The sequence below is a fragment of the Pseudoduganella sp. R-34 genome (assembly GCF_049904655.1).
GTDB lineage: Bacteria > Pseudomonadota > Gammaproteobacteria > Burkholderiales > Burkholderiaceae_D > Rugamonas.
Map to the genome: position 1 here is coordinate 6,430,862 of NZ_CP184572.1, position 18,731 is coordinate 6,449,592.

At 64.1% G+C, this 18,731-nt stretch carries 1 protein-coding gene (cut by a window edge); it reads right to left on the reverse strand.

What is annotated here, in order from left to right; translation table 11 throughout:
- Positions 1-18,731 carry the 3' portion of a LysM peptidoglycan-binding domain-containing protein gene (locus ACN9MW_RS29665; protein WP_426165698.1) on the reverse strand. Its footprint extends 12,748 nt past the window's final position, so 18,731 of the gene's 31,479 nt are visible here — the last part of the coding sequence; its start codon lies off the right edge, out of view — the gene reads right to left on this strand; its stop codon occupies positions 1-3.

Below are 18,731 nucleotides of genomic sequence, written 5' to 3' on the forward strand. Positions count from 1 at the left end.
TTAAGGGCCATTGCGTTTGGATTTGAAAATAAGATTCCTGACATCTTCTTCACTCGCTTTAGCTCGATTGTATTCAGTGCGGGAATCAAGACCCTTGTAATACTTCATCAGGTCCAACTCCCCTGTGGGTGGAACGGCCGGTCGACCACCGTTTTCTCCGCCCCAGGTCCCAGAGGTACCTTTATGTCCCCAGGAGTACTCCTTTCCTTCCGCATCCAACAACAAAGGATGGCCAATCTCGTGTGCTGCCACCACCATGAAATTCATATCGGTAAGCTCAGCATCTTTGAAAACACCTGGTTGATGGTAGATGTTTGAGCCAACAGCCGCGCGCTCATACCAACTACCGCCGATAGTATTCGATGACCGCGCGTAATCCTTGTAACTCTGTGCGTCGCTGATCTTAAGCGAAATTTCCATCCCCGTCTTGTCTTCAAGAATGTAGGAGTAGACATCATATTTGTCGCCATCGAGAGTGATTGGGCGACTCCAGAATCTCTGGACACCCTTATCCGCTAGGGAACTCAACCTCAGTGCATCATCAGAGGACAATGAACTGGTATCAAAATTCGCCTTAATCCCAACAGAAATGATTTTGTTGACTTTATCGATAGTTGTCTCGGACCAGTTCGATGGCGTAGAGCTACCGGCAAAGACCTGTGCATCGGTAAGGCCCTTGGATGCCGTTTGTGGACCAGCAGTACTGGAACTGCTTGCCGAGGCGCTAGCTCCGACTGTGGATGAATACCCGGCTTGCAGTCCGAGTAGCTCTTCCATTGATGGGAAGGAGAATCTGGCTTCCGACTCTGGCAGTAGACCAATTGATTGCATGGATTCGGCACGAGCTTTCGCGCGGGCAGTGCTTTGCTCATCGAGCTTGCTTAGCCTGTTTTCCGAATTTGTTTGATCTGCCGGGCTGGAACCCTGCATATTGCCAACAGAGATCATATTTGCACTCAGTTGTAAGACATTCGACGGACGAGTGCCATTCGAACTCAACTCATTTGCTGCCTCGAGGTCAATGCCGCCATTGTTACCAGTGCTGGGCGAACCGCCACCCAACACGTCGCGGAGGGTGAATACGGGATCACTCGACTGCGGTCCAGTTCGACGTGGAGCGCCCGGCAGGACAGCTACAGGATTTAGGCCCATTGTCAAATCCACGGGGACATTCGCCGACAGAGCTGGCGCCGTGGAGCGATACTCATCCACAAAGTTGTCCGTCCCGAGTCCTTGATCAGTCCGAAGCCAAGCTTCAGCCTTTTTCCTGAATTCTGCTTGAGTAGAGTTGTTATCAAACAGCTCGTTCCATTTCCCCATAGCCTGGTCAGCAACATCATTCACGTCCGTCGCCCCCATGCCCGCGGCTAAGGTTTTTGCCAGATCGTTCGCGTATGTGCGGGTCCAGTCCGGGCGGGCATAAATATCATCAGGATCTTTACCAATGCCAAGGAGCGCGAGCGCGGAAGGCAGTCCGTGACCATGCGGAACCACAAACGCCAGTTCATTCTTTTCACCGTGGGTATGCGCATAAGTATCGCCAAACGTATGAATCGCAAATCCAGCGTCCGCAAAGTCTTCATTGGCGATGCCATTGACGATTCTTTCACGCGCCTTTGCCCGCATGTCCGTAATCCACTCCGGCCCAGGATTAGAACCAGCCGGTGCCAGCGCATGGACGGCGGTAAATGTTTCTTCCATCTTCCGCTTCTCGCTCTCGGAGAATCCGACGCCATCGCCAAAGAGTGCCTTGACGTACTGGGACTTCGCATCGATGTCATCCAGCATGTCCGGCATCTGTGCCCACAGCGCCAGGCGTCCAGCCATCAAACGTGCGTCAGTTGGATTTTTTCCCGTGGCATCTGCCACGCCACGAGAGAGAACCGCAGCTGTGAGGTAATGTCCTTCCGGTCCGTAATGCTCGGTCCCCGTTGCTTCATCCCGGTTTTCCGACACAATGCGTCCGGAATAGATCGCGTCTACTGCAACCCCTTTCAGGACCGCCATATTGGTCGACACATTCAATTCCATGCCATTGCCGAAGTCATTTTTGAATGTGAAATTCGAGACGTCCGGCGACACCGACTTGGCAAATTGCTGGGTCATCAACACAGAGAAAATGGCCCCTTCATCGTGCGGACTAACGTCGCCAATGTTGGCGCCTTGACGGTTTGCAGCCTGCCGAGCCATGTCATCCATCGCATGACCTTGCTCTTCCCAAACAGCGGCTTGCAAATGGGCGCCGGCCAGTTGGCCGAGTACGCCACCTTTTTCCATGCGTGCATAGAGATCGGAATTCAAACGAATCGTGCCGCCATCCTCACCCCGGGTATAGCTTCCGTACTCATCCATCTTCTCAAGCTGGACATTGAACTTGATATTGCCGGACTTGTAATCCGACCACATCTGCCGCAAGGTCTCTGCAGGGATGTCCTTACCAAATGCAACCATGAGCAGATTATCCTTGTCGCCTTCCGCCAGTTCCGCGCGGCGTGCTGAGATATTCTGCAGAAGACCCTTTACCTCTTCCTTTGTCTTGCCGGTTGCCTTGCCAAGCCCATCCATGATTTGCCGCTTGCTGACCTCGGCATTGATCGGGTCGCGCATCGCTGTAGCGTACGAACGCGCAGCAGCGCCACTCGCGGTCGAGCCCGCTACGGCAGCATCGCGGCCAGCCCATTGTGCAAATGCGCTGCCAAGGCCGGAGCCCACTGTGCTGACAATGCTGTCCAGGATATTGCTGGAGGAGAAGGCCGGAACTTCGGAGTCGGCGACACTCCACGGCAACGTAATGCCGGTGCGTCCTTCCACTCCACCCGAGTTGAACATCCTGCGTGCGCCTGCACTTTGGCCGTCAACCGCAACTTCCTCCGCATTAATATCAAACGCGGCGAACGTGCTGCGCGACATCTGGCCAACAATGCTGCCAACCGCGCCGCCAATTGCGCCCGCCAGCGGATCCTGGTGGCGCAACCTTGCAAGGCCGGCGCCGACCAGGCTCTCGGCGATGACGTTCTGCACGCCAGAGCCCCACTTTTCGCTGACCGTCGAATTGATATAGCTGGCGGCCTGGTTCACGGCAACGCCGCGCCAGTCCACCTTGCCAGTCGACACCAACTGGCTGGTGACGTCGGACGTCACCGATTTGGCAGTCTTCACCAGGAATTCGTCTATCCCCTTATTGCCAGTGATATTGGCGTTCTGCAGCAAATCGCCTACTTTCGAGCTGGCGGCGGCAGCGATGCCGGAAGCCGCAACGGCACGCCAGTTGAAGCTCTTTTGTTGGCCGAAGGCGATGCTGATGCCCTGCGTTGCCACGTTCGATGCCATTGCCGTCAGCCCGGTGTTGATCGCCGTGGACGGAGTTAGGTTGAACATGCCTGTGCCGCCGATGCCGGCTGCCACGCCGGAGCCGATAGCGCTCATGGCCACGCTCTTCCAGCTGAAGTGTTCCTGGATGCCGACGGCCATGCCGACGCCCTGGCTGACGATGGAGCCGATGGCGCCACCGATCATCGCCGCGCCCAGGCCGGCCATGCCACCAGCGCCGCCCAGCACGGCCAGGCCGGCGCTGAAGGTGGTTGCGCTGGCGGTCGCCGACAGCGAAGCGCCCATCAGGCCAGCTGCCGCACCCGCGGTGTAGATCGTCACCACGATGGCAACGATGATCACCAGGATCTGCAGGAAGCCGCCGCACTTCTTGCCTTTCGGCGGTGGCGACTTCAGGTTCGGCAGCTTGCTGCCGACGATTTCGTTCTCGTTGTAGGTCTTGTGGGTCTGCGAGGTGATCGGCTCGGACTTGCCGTTGGACGGCACCACCAGCACCTGGCCAGCCTTCAGCTCCTCGGTGCCGGACAGGCCGTTGGCCTCGGCCAGCACATACCACTGGCCTGGGTTGCCCCACAGGGTGTTGGCAATGCCCTGCAGCGTCTCGCCGCCCTTGACGGTGTAGCTGGAGGTCGTGCCGCCCGGGAAGTCCTTGCCGTAGTTCTCGAACAGGGCGTAGTTCTTGGTGTCGATCGCGGTGTACGCGCCGCCCTGGATCGCGGTTCCGGTTTCGGCCACCGGATTGCCCTGGGCGTAGACATAGTCGATGCGGTCGCGCGCGCCGTCCTTGCCGTTGTCGTGCCACTTGGCGACGATGTGGTCGTCGTTGTCGTAGGCGTAACGGGAGATCTCGTCACGGTCCTGGCCATCGCCGCGGCCCTGGTTCATCATCACCAGCTTGTCGTTGGCGTTGTAGGTGAAGGTCGCGTTGCCGCTGGCATCGCCGAAGGCGCGGATCGACCGCTCGCGGCCATCGCCGTAGTAGTCGTAGGTGTACTGGTAAGTCTTGGTCGACTTCGGCGTCACCGTGCGCATGGTGGTCTTGCTGACCTTGCCCGCCGCGTTGTACTGCTGCGAGAGTTCCTGGCTTTCGCTCTCGGTCTTGACCCAGCCGGCCGGGCTGTAGCCCTTGTGGATGGCTTCCGCTGCGCTCATGCGGCGCAGGTCGAACAGGTGGCCGGTGATCGGCAGCGCGTTCGGATCGAAGTCGAGCTTCTTGAGCGTGTTGGTGTTGCTGGTCAGGTTGCCGTTCGACTGGTCGTAGGTCTTGGTTGCAGTGGACCAGGTCACGCCATCGCGCTTCTCGATGAACAGCGTGTTGTTGCCTGCAACGTCGTATTGCCAGATCAGCTCTTCGTCGCGCGACAGCTGCAGGGTACGGCCGTTCAGGGTCGCAAAGGCATCGGCATCGAAATCGACAATGCCGTTGTCCTGCGCGATCTTGGCCCAGCGGTTCGCATCGCGGTACTGGACGATGGCAATCGCCTGCAGCGCCTCGCGTACCGTCACGCTGGTGTAGACCGGATTGCCCATGTCGTCTTCGTGATCGGTGAAGCGCAGGTCGCTTTCGCTCACGGCGTAGGCATCGGGCTGCTTGACGCTGAGCGCCGTGGCAGGACGGTTATGGTCGTCGTAGGTGTAGGTGGTCGCCACACCGCCGGCCGTGTAGGTGCTGCGGCGGCCTGCGGCGTCGTAGGTGTAATGGCCCACCACGGCATTGCTGTTGCGCAGCGCGATGACGCGGCCTGCACCGTCGAAGTCGGTGCCATGGTCGACGCTGGTGCCGCCGCCATTGCCTTGCACCCGCACCTGGTTGCCCACTTCGTCGTAGCTGATGGTTTCATCCAGGCCGGTGACGCTGTCCTTCCAGTACGTCATGCGGCCCAGTTCATCGAAGCGGTAGGCCAGCATGCGGTTATGGGTGGCGCCTTCGAAGTCGACCACGCCGGTGGTCTCCTCTTTCACGCGCTGGCCCATGATGTCGTAGCCGTAGGTCGTGCGCACGCCGGTGGCCAGGTCGAGGATCTCGACCAGGTGGCCGGCCTCGTCGTAGGCGCGGCGGATATTCTTGCCGCTGACGCTGGTCTGCGACGTTTCGCGGCCGAAGTCGTCGTAGGTGTAGCTGGTGACGCGGCCGTCTTCGTCGATGGCGCGGCGCAGCTGGGCAAAGCCGCCGAACTGGCTCTGCTTGGTCTTGCCGTTGCCGTCGGTTTCCGCGATCAGGTTGCCGAATACGTCGTAGCTGCGGTAGCTGGTGGTGGCGACGTCCACGGAGCTGCCGTTGACACGGCGCCACTGGGTCACGGACTGCACGCGGCCCAGGCCGTCGTAACGCATCTCGATGCGGTGGCCGGACGGGTTGTTCAAGTCGTACGAGGCGGTGCGGTTGCCGCGGCCGTCGTAGCCGAACTGGTTGAAGCCCTGGCGCACCACGCGGCCCTGCGCGTCGTAGACGATAGGCGTGGTCTGGCCCACGCCGTCGGTCAGGGACGTGATGCGGCCCAGTGCATCGTAGCCGTACCTGGTCACCACGCCGCCGCCGTCGGTCTGCTCGACGCGGTTGCCATGGCTGTCATAGCGCGACGTGCTGGTGAAGCCGCGTTCATCGGTGACCGCAATTTCGCGGCCCAGGTTGTCGTAGCTGAAGGACTTGCTGTGGCCCAGCGCGTCGGTCTGGCGCAGCAGGGTGCCCTGCACGTCGTATTCGCGGGTGCTGGTATTGCCTGCAGCATCGGTGCGCGACACCAGGTTGTTCAGGAAGTCGTAGCTGGAACGGGTGACCGGACGGCGTGCGCTGCCCTCGCCGGATACCACGAAGGCGACATCCCACTTGGTCAGCTCGTTGCCGCGCAGGTCGTACTGCGCGTACGACACGGTCCCGTTGACGTTGCCCTTCTTGCCCAGGGTATGGGTGGCAACCGCATGGCCGGCGGCATCCACGTCGTACTCGCGCCAGATGCCATCGTTCTCGGTCGAGGCGATCTTGGCATTGAGCGCGTTGTAGCGCGTTTCGCTGAAGTAGCCGCTGTCGCTGGCCACCGCATCGAGCGCGCCGCCGGCCAGGCCGGTTTCCTCGCTGGCCAGCTGCATGCCCTGCAGGAAGTCGGCATTGCTCAATGGGCCGACGTAGGTGCCGGCGCTCATGGTGGCGCCGCTGATGCTGCCGCCGTCTTCGCCCGCCAGGACGATGTAGGACTCGCCGCTATGCAGGGTGTTGGCGTCGTCCGCCGCACGGTTCCAGTCGACGATCACTTCGCGGCCTTGCGCGTCCAGGTACCAGACCTTGTAGTCCAGCGACTTGGCCGGCAGCGGAATCTTCGCCACGGTGTGGTTGTACTGGACGTTGCCCAGGTCCTGCATCAACTCGTCGTTGTCGAAGGCCACGCCGTTGCCGCTGCCGGTGCTGCGCCACGACAGGTGCAGGCCGCCCGTCACCAGCGCTGCTTCGCTCGGATGCAGCGTGGTGTTGAAGGCCAGGTTGTAGCCGCGTTGTTCCCAATGGCTGGTGTCCTTGCCTTGCGCGTCGGCCGAGACCACCCATTCCTTCCATTCGCTGGAAGTGGTGGAGGTGGTGTGGCTGGCCAGCACGCGGTTGGCGTAGTAGACCGCGGTGGCGCCGCTTGGGCTGCCGCTGGTGTGCACCAGCATGCGGCCTGCGTAGCGCTCCGCCACGACCGGCTGGCCCTGCACGATGACCAGCTGGTCGGTGCCGGCCGCCGGCGCCTCCCAGGTGGAGGCGTTGTACTGGCTGGACTTGCCCGCTTCGCCGGTCGGGGTGTAGACCAGGTGCTCGAGCACGACCTCGCGGCCGTCGGCGGTAATGCCGGTGATCTCGATCTCGTAAGCCTGGCCCACGGCCAGCGGCGCATCGGCGCCAATGGCCATCGCGCCGTTGGTGGAACCGTTCTGCGAGAACGGACGGTCGCTGCCCTGCACGCGCCACTTGGCCACGTACAGGTTGAACGCCAGGCCGCCGCCGTTGACTGACAGGCCCATGTTCAGCATCACGCCGCCCGGCTGCACGGATTCGTTCAGCGAAGTGCTGGTGCCCACGCGCTGGCCCGGCGCCTGGAAGGATTTCTCGCCGGTGCTGAACTGCACGCCGGCGGCATCCTGCCATTGCAGGCGGAAGCCCAGCTGGCCAGGGTCGCCGTTGACCGGCAGGGTGGTTTCGTAATAGCCGTCGCCAGCCAGCACCATCGGGCTGGCCGTGTTGGCGCCGCCATGCGGGCCGTAGAACAGGGTCGGCGACTGGCTGCCGGCGCCGAACTTGACGCGCACGCGCATGGTATTGGCATCAGGACGGCTGACCTGCACGTCGTCCACGGCAGGCGGCATCACCACCTTGCTCTCGCCGGTGTACACGCAGTTGCCCGCCACGTCCTGCGTGACGACGCGGTAGTACAGCGTGGTGCCCGCTGCCGGGCGTGGCAGCGCGGCGTGGCCGGAGCCCGCTTGCAGGTTGGTGCTGGTCTCGGTGCGGTTGGCGTAGCTGGCCGCATCGGCGTGCGAGACGGTGTCCCACACCACGTAGGACGCCATGCCGCTGGCGCCGGTGTTGTAGTCCAGCGCCAGGTCGTTGCCATCGACGCTGAGCTTGATGTCGCTGGCCGGAATCGCCTGGTTCTTCATTTCGCCGGTGTAGCGGAACACCACATTGCCGGCGGCATCGTAGAACTGGCGGCTGCCGCTGCCGTCCGGCTGCTGCACCTGCACGGTGCGGCCCATGCCGTCGAAGGCGCTCTTGACGGCGAAGCCGTCCTGGTCCTGCACCCAGCTGCGGTTGCCCACTGCATCGTACTGGTAGCTGCGGCGGGTATAGCCGTTGTAGCCCACGTTCAGCGTGTCGCCGGTGGCGCTGACCGAGACGCCGCCCAGGGCGTCGTCCTGGGTCGCCAGGCGGCCGCGCGCATCGTAGGAATACAGCGAAGCCTGGTCGGCCGGGTCGCTGGAGACCACGCCCAGCAGGGCGCCGTAGTTGTTGGCCAGGGCGCTGGCGTTGACGCCGTCCGCCACAGGGCGCGCGAAGTGCACGCTGCGCGTCATGCGGCCCTGGGCGTCGTAGTTGAACAGCGACAGGCCGCGATGGCTGTCGATGCTGCCGATCATGCGGTTGCGGCTGTCGTAGTAGTAGTACTCGACCGCTTGCTGCGCCGTGCCGGCTGCCATGGTCTTGGCCAGCACATTGCCGGCCTTGTCATAGGTGTAGCTGGTCACGCGCGCCTGCAGCGACACGGTGTTGGTGGCCGGGTCGGTCACTTCCACGGCCGGATCGCGCTGTTCGAGCAGGCGGTTGGCCAGGTCGTATTTGTAGCTGGTCACGGCCACCTTGCCGGCCGGCGCCGCCGGGACGCTGGCGGCGCTCAGGCCCGCCGTCGCCAGCGGGGTGGCGTAGACGCGCTTCTGCAGCACGTTGCCGCTCTTGTCGTAGTCGAACTGGGTCAGGTAGCCCATGGAGTCGACTTGCGCCGTCAGGCGGCCCAGCGCGTCGCGGTAGCTGAAGGTGTGGCCGCCGTCGATGCCGTCGTTCTGCACCAGGTTGCCCCAGGCGTCATAGGCGTTATGTTCTTCCGGCGTCACCATGGCCGTATTCACGGTCGGGTCGTTGCCGGCCGTGTTGGACAGGCTGCCCAGGCTGACCTGCGGGTAGACGGTGCGCAGTACGCGGCCGTTGATGTCGTGCTCGTACTTGTAGAGGCGCACTTCGCCTGCCGGCGCGGCCGGACGCTGCGCCGGGTTGTGGGCGGCGGCGGCCAGGCGCGTCATGTACAGGCGCTCGGCAACCTGGTTGCCGAAGCCGTCGTACTCGAATTCATGCAGCACGTTGTCGCCGTCGATCTGGGCCACCATGCGGCCCTTGGCGTCGTAATAGCTGGTGGTCGGCAGGCCGTTGGCATCCGTCACCTGTACCACGTTGCCCAGCGAGTCGTAGCGCACGGTGGACTGTGCGGTGCCGAAGCTGCTGCCGTTGGCGATGGAGAACTGCTGGGTCGCCGCCACGGTTGCAGTGATGCGGCGGTTGTTGCGGTCATAGGTGTAGGTCTTGAGGCCTTCCTTGCCCGATTCGGTGGCCACGTTGCCGGCCGCGTCGTAGGTATAGGACTGCACGACTCCGCCCATGCCGTCGCGCACGAAGGCCAGGCGGCCATTGCCGTTGTACTCGTAGCTGCTGCGGCGGCCTTCGCCGTCGGTGGTTTCGATCACGTTGCCCAGGTCGTCGTACTTGCTGGACTGGGCCACGCGCAGGCCGTTCGGGTCGAACACGGTGCTGGTGCGGCGGTTGTCCAGGTCGTAGCCGTAATTGGTCACGCGCACCGGCTCGCCGGCATAGGCCAGCGACTGCTGCACCTGGTTGCCCACGATGTCGTAGGCATAGGTGGTCACGCCGCCGTCGAAGCCGGCCTGGCGCAGCAGGCGGTTGCCCTTGTCGTAGGCGTAGTCGGTGGTGCGCGCCGAAGCAGTGCCGGCATGCTCCACCTGCTGCAGGCGGTTGCCCGCGGCATCCAGCACGTAGCTGGTGCGGAAACCGTCCGGCGTGGCCAGCAGGGTCTGGCGGTTCGCCAGGTCGTACTCGGCCAGCTGCACGCGGTCCATGGCGCTGGCCGCCACGGCCGGCGGCTGGGCCGGATCGAGGGCGCCGTGCCAGGCGTTGGCGAACTGGGTCACCGCCAGGCGGTTGCCCGCGAGGTCGTAGGTGATCTTGCTCAGGTAGCCCATGGCGTCGACCGTGGCCACCAGGCGGTTGCCCTGGTCGTACCAGTTGGTGGTGACGTTGCCCAGGCCATCCTTGGCGCTGATGCGGTTGCCCACCTTGTCATAGGTGTACTCGGTGCGGTTGCCTTCGCCGTCAATGAGGGCCGTTTCGCGGCCGTCCAGGTCGAACTCATGGCGCACGCCGGCGCCGCCGGCGCTGGTGGCGGCTTCGTTGCCCGCTGCATCGTAGGTATGGCTGGTGGTGACGCCGCCTTCCGTTTCGCTGATGACGCGGCCGTTGCCGTCGTAGGCATACAGCTTGGTGGTCGCGGCGCCGAAGCGGTTTTCGTGGGTTTCCTGGGTTGGCTTGTCCAGCTGGGCGCTGCCATACTCGTAGGTCACCACGGCGCCTTCCGGCGATTCGGTGCGGCGCAGGCGGCCTTCGGAATCGTAGCTGTAAAGCGTGGTGCGCGCGGCAGCAGTGCCGGCGCCCGCCGTGACAGCGCGGCGGTTGCCGAAATGGTCGTAGGCCGTGGTGGTCACCATGCCCATGGCGTCGGTCGCCGCCACCACGCGGTTCAGCGCGTCGTAGGCCAGCTTGACTTCGGCCGGACGGGCATGTGCCGCCAGCGCTGCGTCGTAGCCGGCATCGCCAGGCTGCAGCAGGTATTGGCCGCTGACGGCGGCAATGCGGTTGCCGAACAGGTCGTAGCTGGCCGTGGCGGTATAGCCCAACTGGTCGGTGCTGGACACCAGGCGGCCCATGATGTCGTACTGGCTGCGGGTGCTGCGCGCGTCGCTGCCATCGGCACGCGACAGCGTGCTGGAGGTCAGCTTGCCGTCGATGTTCCAGGCCTGGGTGGTCAGCGCGCCGGCCGCGTCGAGCGCGGTCAGCAGGCGATCCTTGACGTCGAAGGTCTGCACGGTGCTGCGGCCTTCGGCGTCGGTGATGCGCACGCGGTTGCCGTAGCCGTCCAGCTGGTAGCTGGTGGTGAAGCCCATCGGGTCGGTGACGCTGGTCAGGCGGCCGTCCAGGTCGTAGGCGTAGCGGGTATGGCGTTCGCTGCCGGCGACACCGGCCGCTTCCACCGTCTCCACCAGGTTGCCGGCGCCGTCGTAGCGGAACTGCGTGACGTTGCCGCTGCCGTCGGTGCTGCTGTCGACGCGCTTGTCCGCATCGTAGTGGTACTGCGTGCTGTGCGACTGGCCGGCGTTGCTGGTAGTGATCCTGTTACGGTTGCCGAAGGCATCGTACTCCATGGTCGTCGACTCATCGCGGAAGCCGTCGTTGGAGGTCCTGATCAGCTGGCGGTTGCCGTCGTACTGGAAGTGCCTGGTCCGCGCCTGCGTCAGGTCGTCCGACACGGTGCTTTCCACCACCAGGTTGCCGACCGCATCATAGCCGCGCTGCGTGCGCTGGCCCAAAGGATTGACCTCCAGCGCCAGGCGGTGCATGAAGTCGTACTCGTAGCGCGTGACGCGCACCTCCGGCGTGCCGGCGCCTTCGCTGGCGCTCAGCAGGTTGCCCATGCTGTCGTAGGCGAACTCGGTGCGCTTGCCAATCGCGTCGGTTTCGGAGGTCTTGCGGCCCAGCAGGTCGTAGCTGTAGCTGGTGGCGCGCTCGTTCGCCGTTCCGGCGAATTCCGCCACCTGGACGCGGTGGCCCAGCAGGTCATAGGCGAAACTGGTCACGCTGCCATCGACGCCAGTGCTGGACAGCATGCGGCCCATGATGTCGAACGAAGCGGACGTGGTGCGGCCGGCGTCGCCCGCCGCCGCTTGCGGCAGCGCGCCGTTGGCCGGCAGCGCTACGGCCTGGCCGTAGCGCGTCGAGGACACCACGTTGCCGGCCGCGTCGTAACGCTGCGTGCTCAGTTGGCCGGCAGCGCTGCGCTCGGCCACTTGCCGGTTCAGCGCATCGTAGTAATAGCTGGTCTTGGCCGTGGTGCCGGCCAGGTCGATCTGCTGGTGCTGCTCCAGCACGTTGCCGACCGCGTCGTTGACGAAATCGGTGCGCCAGCCGTTGCCGTCCACCGTCGACACCACGCGGTTGGCCGCGTCGTAGGCGCTGGTGGTGGTGAAGCCGCCGCGCGCCACGCTGATCTGGTTGCCGACCGCGTCGTAGCCGTAGCTGGTGGCAAAGCCGTTGGCGTCGGTGTGTTCCACCAGGCGGCCGTCGGCATCGTAGCGGTACTGGTTGTGCTTGCCGAGTTCATCCGACTTGTCGGTCAGGTTGCCCGCGGCGTCATAAGTGTAATTGACGGACTGGGTCCAGATCACGTACTCGCGCTTCAGGCGGTTGGCGTAATCGTATTCGTAGTTGCGTTCCAGGCCGAGCGCATCGGTCTTCTTGCTGACATTGCCGACCTCGTCGAACTCATAGCGCGTGGTGCCGCCGAGCGCGTCGGTCTCGCTGGTACGGCGGTTGTTTTCGTCGTAGGTCCAGCTGGTCTTCACAGCCAGCGCGGTGCCGGCGCCGAGCACGCGCTCGGTCTCGTTGCCCACCGCATCGTAGGCATGGGTGGTGCGCACGCCGTCGGCGTCCTTCTGCAGCACCAGGCGGCGGTTGCCGTCGTATTCGAAGACGGTGGTGGCGCCGGCGGTGCTGGTGGCGGTCAGGCGGTTGCCCACTGCATCGTAGCTGAAGCTGGTCTTTTGGCCCAGCGCGTCGGTCTGCTGCAGCAGGTCGCCGCGCGCATTGTAGGCGTAGCCGGTACGGCGGCCCAGCGCGTCGACCGTGGCGGTGCGGCGGCCCAGCACGTCGTACTCGTAGCTGGTGGCCTGGCCCAGGGCGTTGGTGCTGGACAGCTGGCGGCGCAGGCCGTCAAAGGTGGCGGTGCTGGTATGGCCGTTGGCGTCGGTGACCGAAGTCTGGTTGCCGACTGCGTCGTAGCCGTAGCTGGTGACGTTGGACAGCGGATCGGTGCTGGTGGCCAGGCGGTTCAGCGCGTCGTAGCTGTAGTTCCAGGTACCGATGCCGTCCGCGTGCGTCAGCGTGTTGCCGACCTTGTCGTAGGTCCAGCGCTGGGAGTAGCCGCTGCTGTCCTGCTGGGTGAGACGGCCGAGGCCGTCGTAGTAGTAATAGGTGGTGAAGCCGCGCGCATTCCTCATGGAAGCACGGTTGCCCAGCTTGTCGTACGTGAACCAGGTGGTGTGGCCCAGGGCATCGGTGACGCTGGCCACGCGGTTGTCGGCGTCGTAGGCGTAGCTGGTGGTGTGGCCGTTGGCATCGGTCACGCCGACGCGGTTGCCCACGCCGTCGTAGCTGAAGCGGGTTACATTGCCCAAGGCGTCGGTGCTGCTGTCCTGGCGGTTCAGCGCATCGTAGCTGGCCAGCGTTGCGAAGCCGGCCGCGTCGACCGTGCGCAGGCGGTTGCCGTTCTGGTCGTACTCGTAGCGGGTCACGCCGCCCATCACGTCGGTCGTGCTCAGCAGGCGGTTGTCGGCGTCATAGGTATGGCTGGTGGCGTTGCCGGCAGCATCGGTTTCCTTGACCAGGTTGCCCAGCGCATCGTATGCGTAGCTGCGCTTGCCGCCCAGTGCATCGGTCTCGCCCACGACACGGCCCAGGCCGTCGTAGCTGTAGCGCGTGACGTTGCCGTTGGCGTCGGTCTGGCTGGTCACGTGGCCCAGGGCATCGTACGCGAAGCGGGTCACGCCGCCCAGCGCGTCGGTGACGCTGGTCTGGCGGCGCAGCGCGTCGTAGCTGTAGCTGGTCGTGTTGCCGTTGGCGTCGGTGCGGCTGAGGCGGTTGCCCACCGCGTCCACCGTATAGCTTTCCTCGTTGCCGAGAACGTCCTTGGTGCGCACCAGCGCGCCGGCCTGGTTGTAGTAGTAGCTCGTGTACTTCTGGTTGGCATCGCGGACCTGGCTCAGGTTGCCCACACCGTCGTAACTCGTTTCGGTGTAGTTGCCCAGCGCGTCGATGACACTGACTCGGCGGTTCAACTTGTCGTAGCCATACTTCGTCGTGTTGCCGCGGGCATCCTGGACGCTGGTGCAACTGCCGTTGGCGTCGTAGCCGTACCTGGTCACATTGCCCAGGGCGTCGGTCTTGGTGCTGACGCGGTTGTCGGCATCGTAGGCCAGCGTCGTCACGTTGCCGCGGGCATCGGTGATGGCGACACGGTTGCCGGCCACATCGTACGCGTACGACACAGCAGCGCCCATGGCGTCGGTCTGCTTGACCAGGCGGTTGTCGCCGTCGTAGGCGAACAAGGTGCGGCCGCCGGCGGCATCCTGCGCCGCCAGGCGGTTGCCGACCGCATCGTACTCGTAGCTGGTCTCGCCGCCCAGGGCATTGGTTTCCTTCAGCAGGCGGCCCAGCAGGTCGTAGCTCCAGCGCGTGCTGAAGCCCAGCGCGTCGGTGCTGCTGGTTTCGTGGCCGGCGGCATCGTAGACGTGGGTGGTCACGCCGCCCATGGCGTCGGTCTCCTTCAGCAGGCGGCCGGCGGCATCGTAGCTGTACTCGGTGCGCGCGCCGTTGGCGTCGACCATGGCGGTGCGGTTGCCCAGGATGTCGTACTCGTAAGTGGTGACATTGCCCAGCGCGTCGGTCTTGCTGATGACGCGATTGCCTTTGTCGTAGGCATAGGTGCAAGGGTTGCCATTGCCGTCGCGGACGACGATCCGGTTGCCGAAGGCATCGAGCTCATAGGACTGCTGGCGCTCGTTGCCTTCGCGGAAGTCGGTCTCGACCAGGCGGCGGTCGGCGTCGACGCTCTGGCCGAAGTAGGAGCCGGTGCCGTCATAGGTATAGCGGCGGTCGCCATTCTTGTCGTAGGCGTGCTGGATCTTGTTGCCCAGCGCGTCGGTGACCATCAGCAGGCGGTGTTCGCCGTCGTACTGGTAGGTCGTGGCATTGCCCAGGGCATCGGTGACCTTGACCAGGTTGCCGACCGCGTCGTATTCGCTGCGCTGGACATTGCCTTCCGCGCTGCGGCTGAGCACCTGGCGGTTGTTGGCATCATACTCATAGCTGGTGGTATGGCCGTTGGCGTCGGTAACGCTCAGGCGGTTGCCCACTGCGTCGTAGGTGTTGCCGCTGATGCCGCCCAGGGCATCGGTGGTGGACGTCACACGACCCAGGGCGTCGTAGGCGCTCCTGGTGACGCCGCCCAGCACGTCGGTCACGGCAACGCGCTGACCCAGCACGTCATAGCTGTAGCTGCTGGTCTGGCCCAGCACGTCGGTTGAGGACAGCAGCAGGTGGCCTTCGTCGTAGGTGTAGCTGACGGCATTGCCCTGTGCATTGACTTCGCGCACCAGGTTGCCGACCGCGTCGTACTCGCGGGTCGAAATGCCGCCCAGGCTGTCGACGCTGCGCACCAGGCGGTTCAGCGCGTCGTATTCGTAGGCCGTGACCTGGTCGTGCGCATCGTCGGCCAGCGGCAGGTCGATGCGGAAGCTGTCGCGGTCGCCCCACCATGGGTCCGGCAGCTGGCCGTCGACCTTGTTGGCATAGCGGGTCTGGCGCACCATGTTGCCGTTTTCGTCGTATTCGTAGTGGGTCAGGTAGCCCAGCGCCGACACGCTGTCCGTCAGGCGGTTGTTGTCGTCGTAGAAGTAGCGCGTGGCGTTCTGCAGCGCGTCCGTGCGCATCAGCACGTTGCCGTTACTGTCGCGCGTGAGATTGTCGCTCAGGCCATCGGTGCTGTCGTGCCCGCTCACCCGGCCGACCTGGTCATACCAGGTGCTCTTCCAGTTGCCGAGGGCATCCGTGACGCGCGACACCTGGTGGTGTTCGCGCACGTCGAACCTGGTGACATTGCCCAGCGCGTCGGTATGGCTGATGCGGTCATCGGCCGCATCGTAAGCATTGGTCGAGGTATGGCCGTTGGCGTCGGTCGTGCTGGTCAGGTTGCCGACCTTGTCGTAGCCGTAGGTGGTGGCGGCGCCCAGGGCATCGGTGGTCTTGACCAGGCGGTCCAGTACATCGTAGGCATAGGCGGTGCTGTTGCCGGCGCCGTCGGTGGTGCTGGTACGGTTGCCGTTGACGTCGTAGGCGTAGCGGGTCACCGTGCCGCGTGCATCGGTTTGCTCCACCAGGCGGTTGTCGGCGTCGTACACGCTGGCCGTGGTGCGGCCCAGCGCATCGGTGGTGCCGATGCGGTTGCCCTTGGCGTCATAGCGGTACTGTGTCACGCCGCCCAGGGCGTCGGTGCTGCTGACCAGGCGGTTCAACAGGTCGTAGGTGTAGCGCGTGGTATTGCCGCGCGCGTCGGTCGAGGCGACCATGTTGCCGTTTGCATCGTATTCGCTGCTGGTGGCAAAGCCCATCGGGTCGGTGCTGCCGATGCGGCGGTTCTCCTTGTCGTAGCTGTACGACGTCATGCGGCCGCGCGCATCCGTGACCATGGTGCGGTTGCCGGCGTCGTCGTAACGGTATTCGACCCGCCTCCAGTCTTCGTTGCGGTAGCCGACCAGGCGGCCTGCCGCGTCATGGGCGTAGCCGCCGTCCTTGTTCTCGGCTTCGTCGTAGTTGCGATAGAGATTGGCCTGGTGGATTGCGTTATAGGTATAACGCTCGCGTTCCTCCCAGTAGTCCCAGTTGCCGTTGTCGCGCAGCAGCGTCGAGCGGGTCATGCGGTGCAGCGGATCGTATTCGTACTCGCGGACATGGCCGTTCGCATCTTCGACCCGGGTGCGGTTGCCGCCGGCGTCGTACTCGTAGCGCGTCTCGCCGCCCAGGGCATCGGTGGCCAGCAGCAGCTGGTTGATCGCATCGTAGGCATAGGTGGTCACCGCGCCGTTCGGTCGCGTGCGGCTCAGCTGGTTGCCGACGGCGTCATAGGTGAAGGTGGTGGCGGCACCCAGCGCGTCGGTGCTCGCTACCATGCGATACAGCTTGTCGTAGGCGTACTGGGTGATGCCGCCGGCTGCGTCGGTCTGGCTCAGCACATTGCCAACCGCGTCATAGGTGGACGAGGTGACACCGCCCAGGGCGTCGGTGGTGCCGACCAGGCGGTTCAGTGCGTCCCAGCGCTGCAGCGTGGTCGCGCCGCGCGGATCGGTGGTGCTGACCAGGTTGGCATTGGCGTCGTAGGCATAGGTCGTGACATTGCCCAGCGCCGAAGTCTGGCTGATGCGGCGGTTCGCAGCATCATAGGCGAAGCTGGTCTCATTGCCGTTCGGGTCGATGGAAGCGGTCATGTTGCCGTTCGCATCGTATTCGTATTCGGTCGGCGCCAGGCCGCCATGCGATTCGCTCGCCAGGCGGTCGCACTCGTCGAACGTGCGGTTGATGGTGAAGTGCAGCTCCATGTCGTCGACGCCGCCACCCTCTTCGCCGCCCCAGATCTGCTCGTAGTAGCGGTCTTCGAAGATGATGTTGCCCACGCCGTCGTAGCCGTAGTCGGTCACATGGCGCGGCCCGTAGTGCGGCTCTTCCCAATCACCGCCGTAGGACAGTGCGCCAGGAACCAGCATCGCCTCGCCGCCGGCCCTGGTCAGCGTCAGGGATTCGCCCCAGCCGGGGGTATGCATCATGTGCTCTTCGCGTACCAGGCGGTCGTTGGCGTCGTAGTGATAGAACGTCTCGTAGCCGAGCGGATCGTCCTTCTCGATGCGGTTGCCGACTGCGTCGTAATAGTAGTAAGTCGTATTACGGTTGGCATCGTATTCCCGGATCATCCGGTGCAGCGCATCGTAATGGAACTCCGATACGTTGCCGTTCTTGTCCTCCACGCTAATGCGGTTGCCCACTTCGTCGTAGGCGTAGCTCTCCTTGTTGCCCAGCGCGTCGACCAGCGTTGCGACGCGGTTCAGCGCATCGAAGTGGTATTCGGTGGCGTTGCCGTTCTTGTCGGTGATGCTGGTGCGGTTGCCGTTGGCGTCGTAGGTGTAGCTCTCGGTATGGCCCATGGCGTCGGTGGTCGACAGCAGCTGGCTCAGGGCGTCGTAGCTGAACCTGGTCACATTGCCGTTGCGGTCCACCGTTTGCAGCATGTTGCCGGCCGCATCGTAGCTGCTGGACACCGTGTGGCCCAGCGGGTCGGTGGACAGCAGCAGGCGGTCGCTGGCATCGTATTCGAAGGTGGTGACGCCCCCGTTGCGGTCGGTGTAGCGCGTGCGGTTGCCGGCGGCGTCGTACTCCACCTTGTCCGCATAGCCTTTCGGATCGGTGGTTTTCACCACGCGGTTGACGGCGTCGTACTCGTAGGTCGTGGTGTGGCCGTTGCCGTCGGTGCGCGCAATGCGGTTGCCTTCGGCGTCGAACTCGAGTTTGGTGGAGTAGCCCATCGGGTCTACCTTCTCCACCTGGCGGTTGACGGCGTCGTACAGGAACTGGGTGCGGTGGCCGTTGGCGTCGATGCGCGCGGTCAGGTTGTAGACCGCGTCGTATTCCTGGCGGGTGTGACCGTCCAGCGCGTCGATCGTGTCGACCAGGTTGTACACCGCATCGTAGACGTACCTGGTGGTGAACCCGAGCGCATCGGTGGTGCTGACGCGGTTGCCCACGGTGTCGTAGGCGTGGGTGGTCGCGTTGCCCAGCGCATCGACCTGCTTGACCATGCGGTTCAGCACATCGTAGTCGAAGCTGGTCTTGTTGCCGTTGCGGTCCGTGGTGCTGGTGCGGTTGCCCAGCACGTCGTAGGTGTAGCTCTCCTTGTTGCCCAGCGCATCGGTCTGCTCAACCAGGCGGTTGTTCAGGTCATAGGCGAAGCGGGTCACGCTGCCAAGCTGGTTGGTGGCCGACGTCTTGTTGCCGA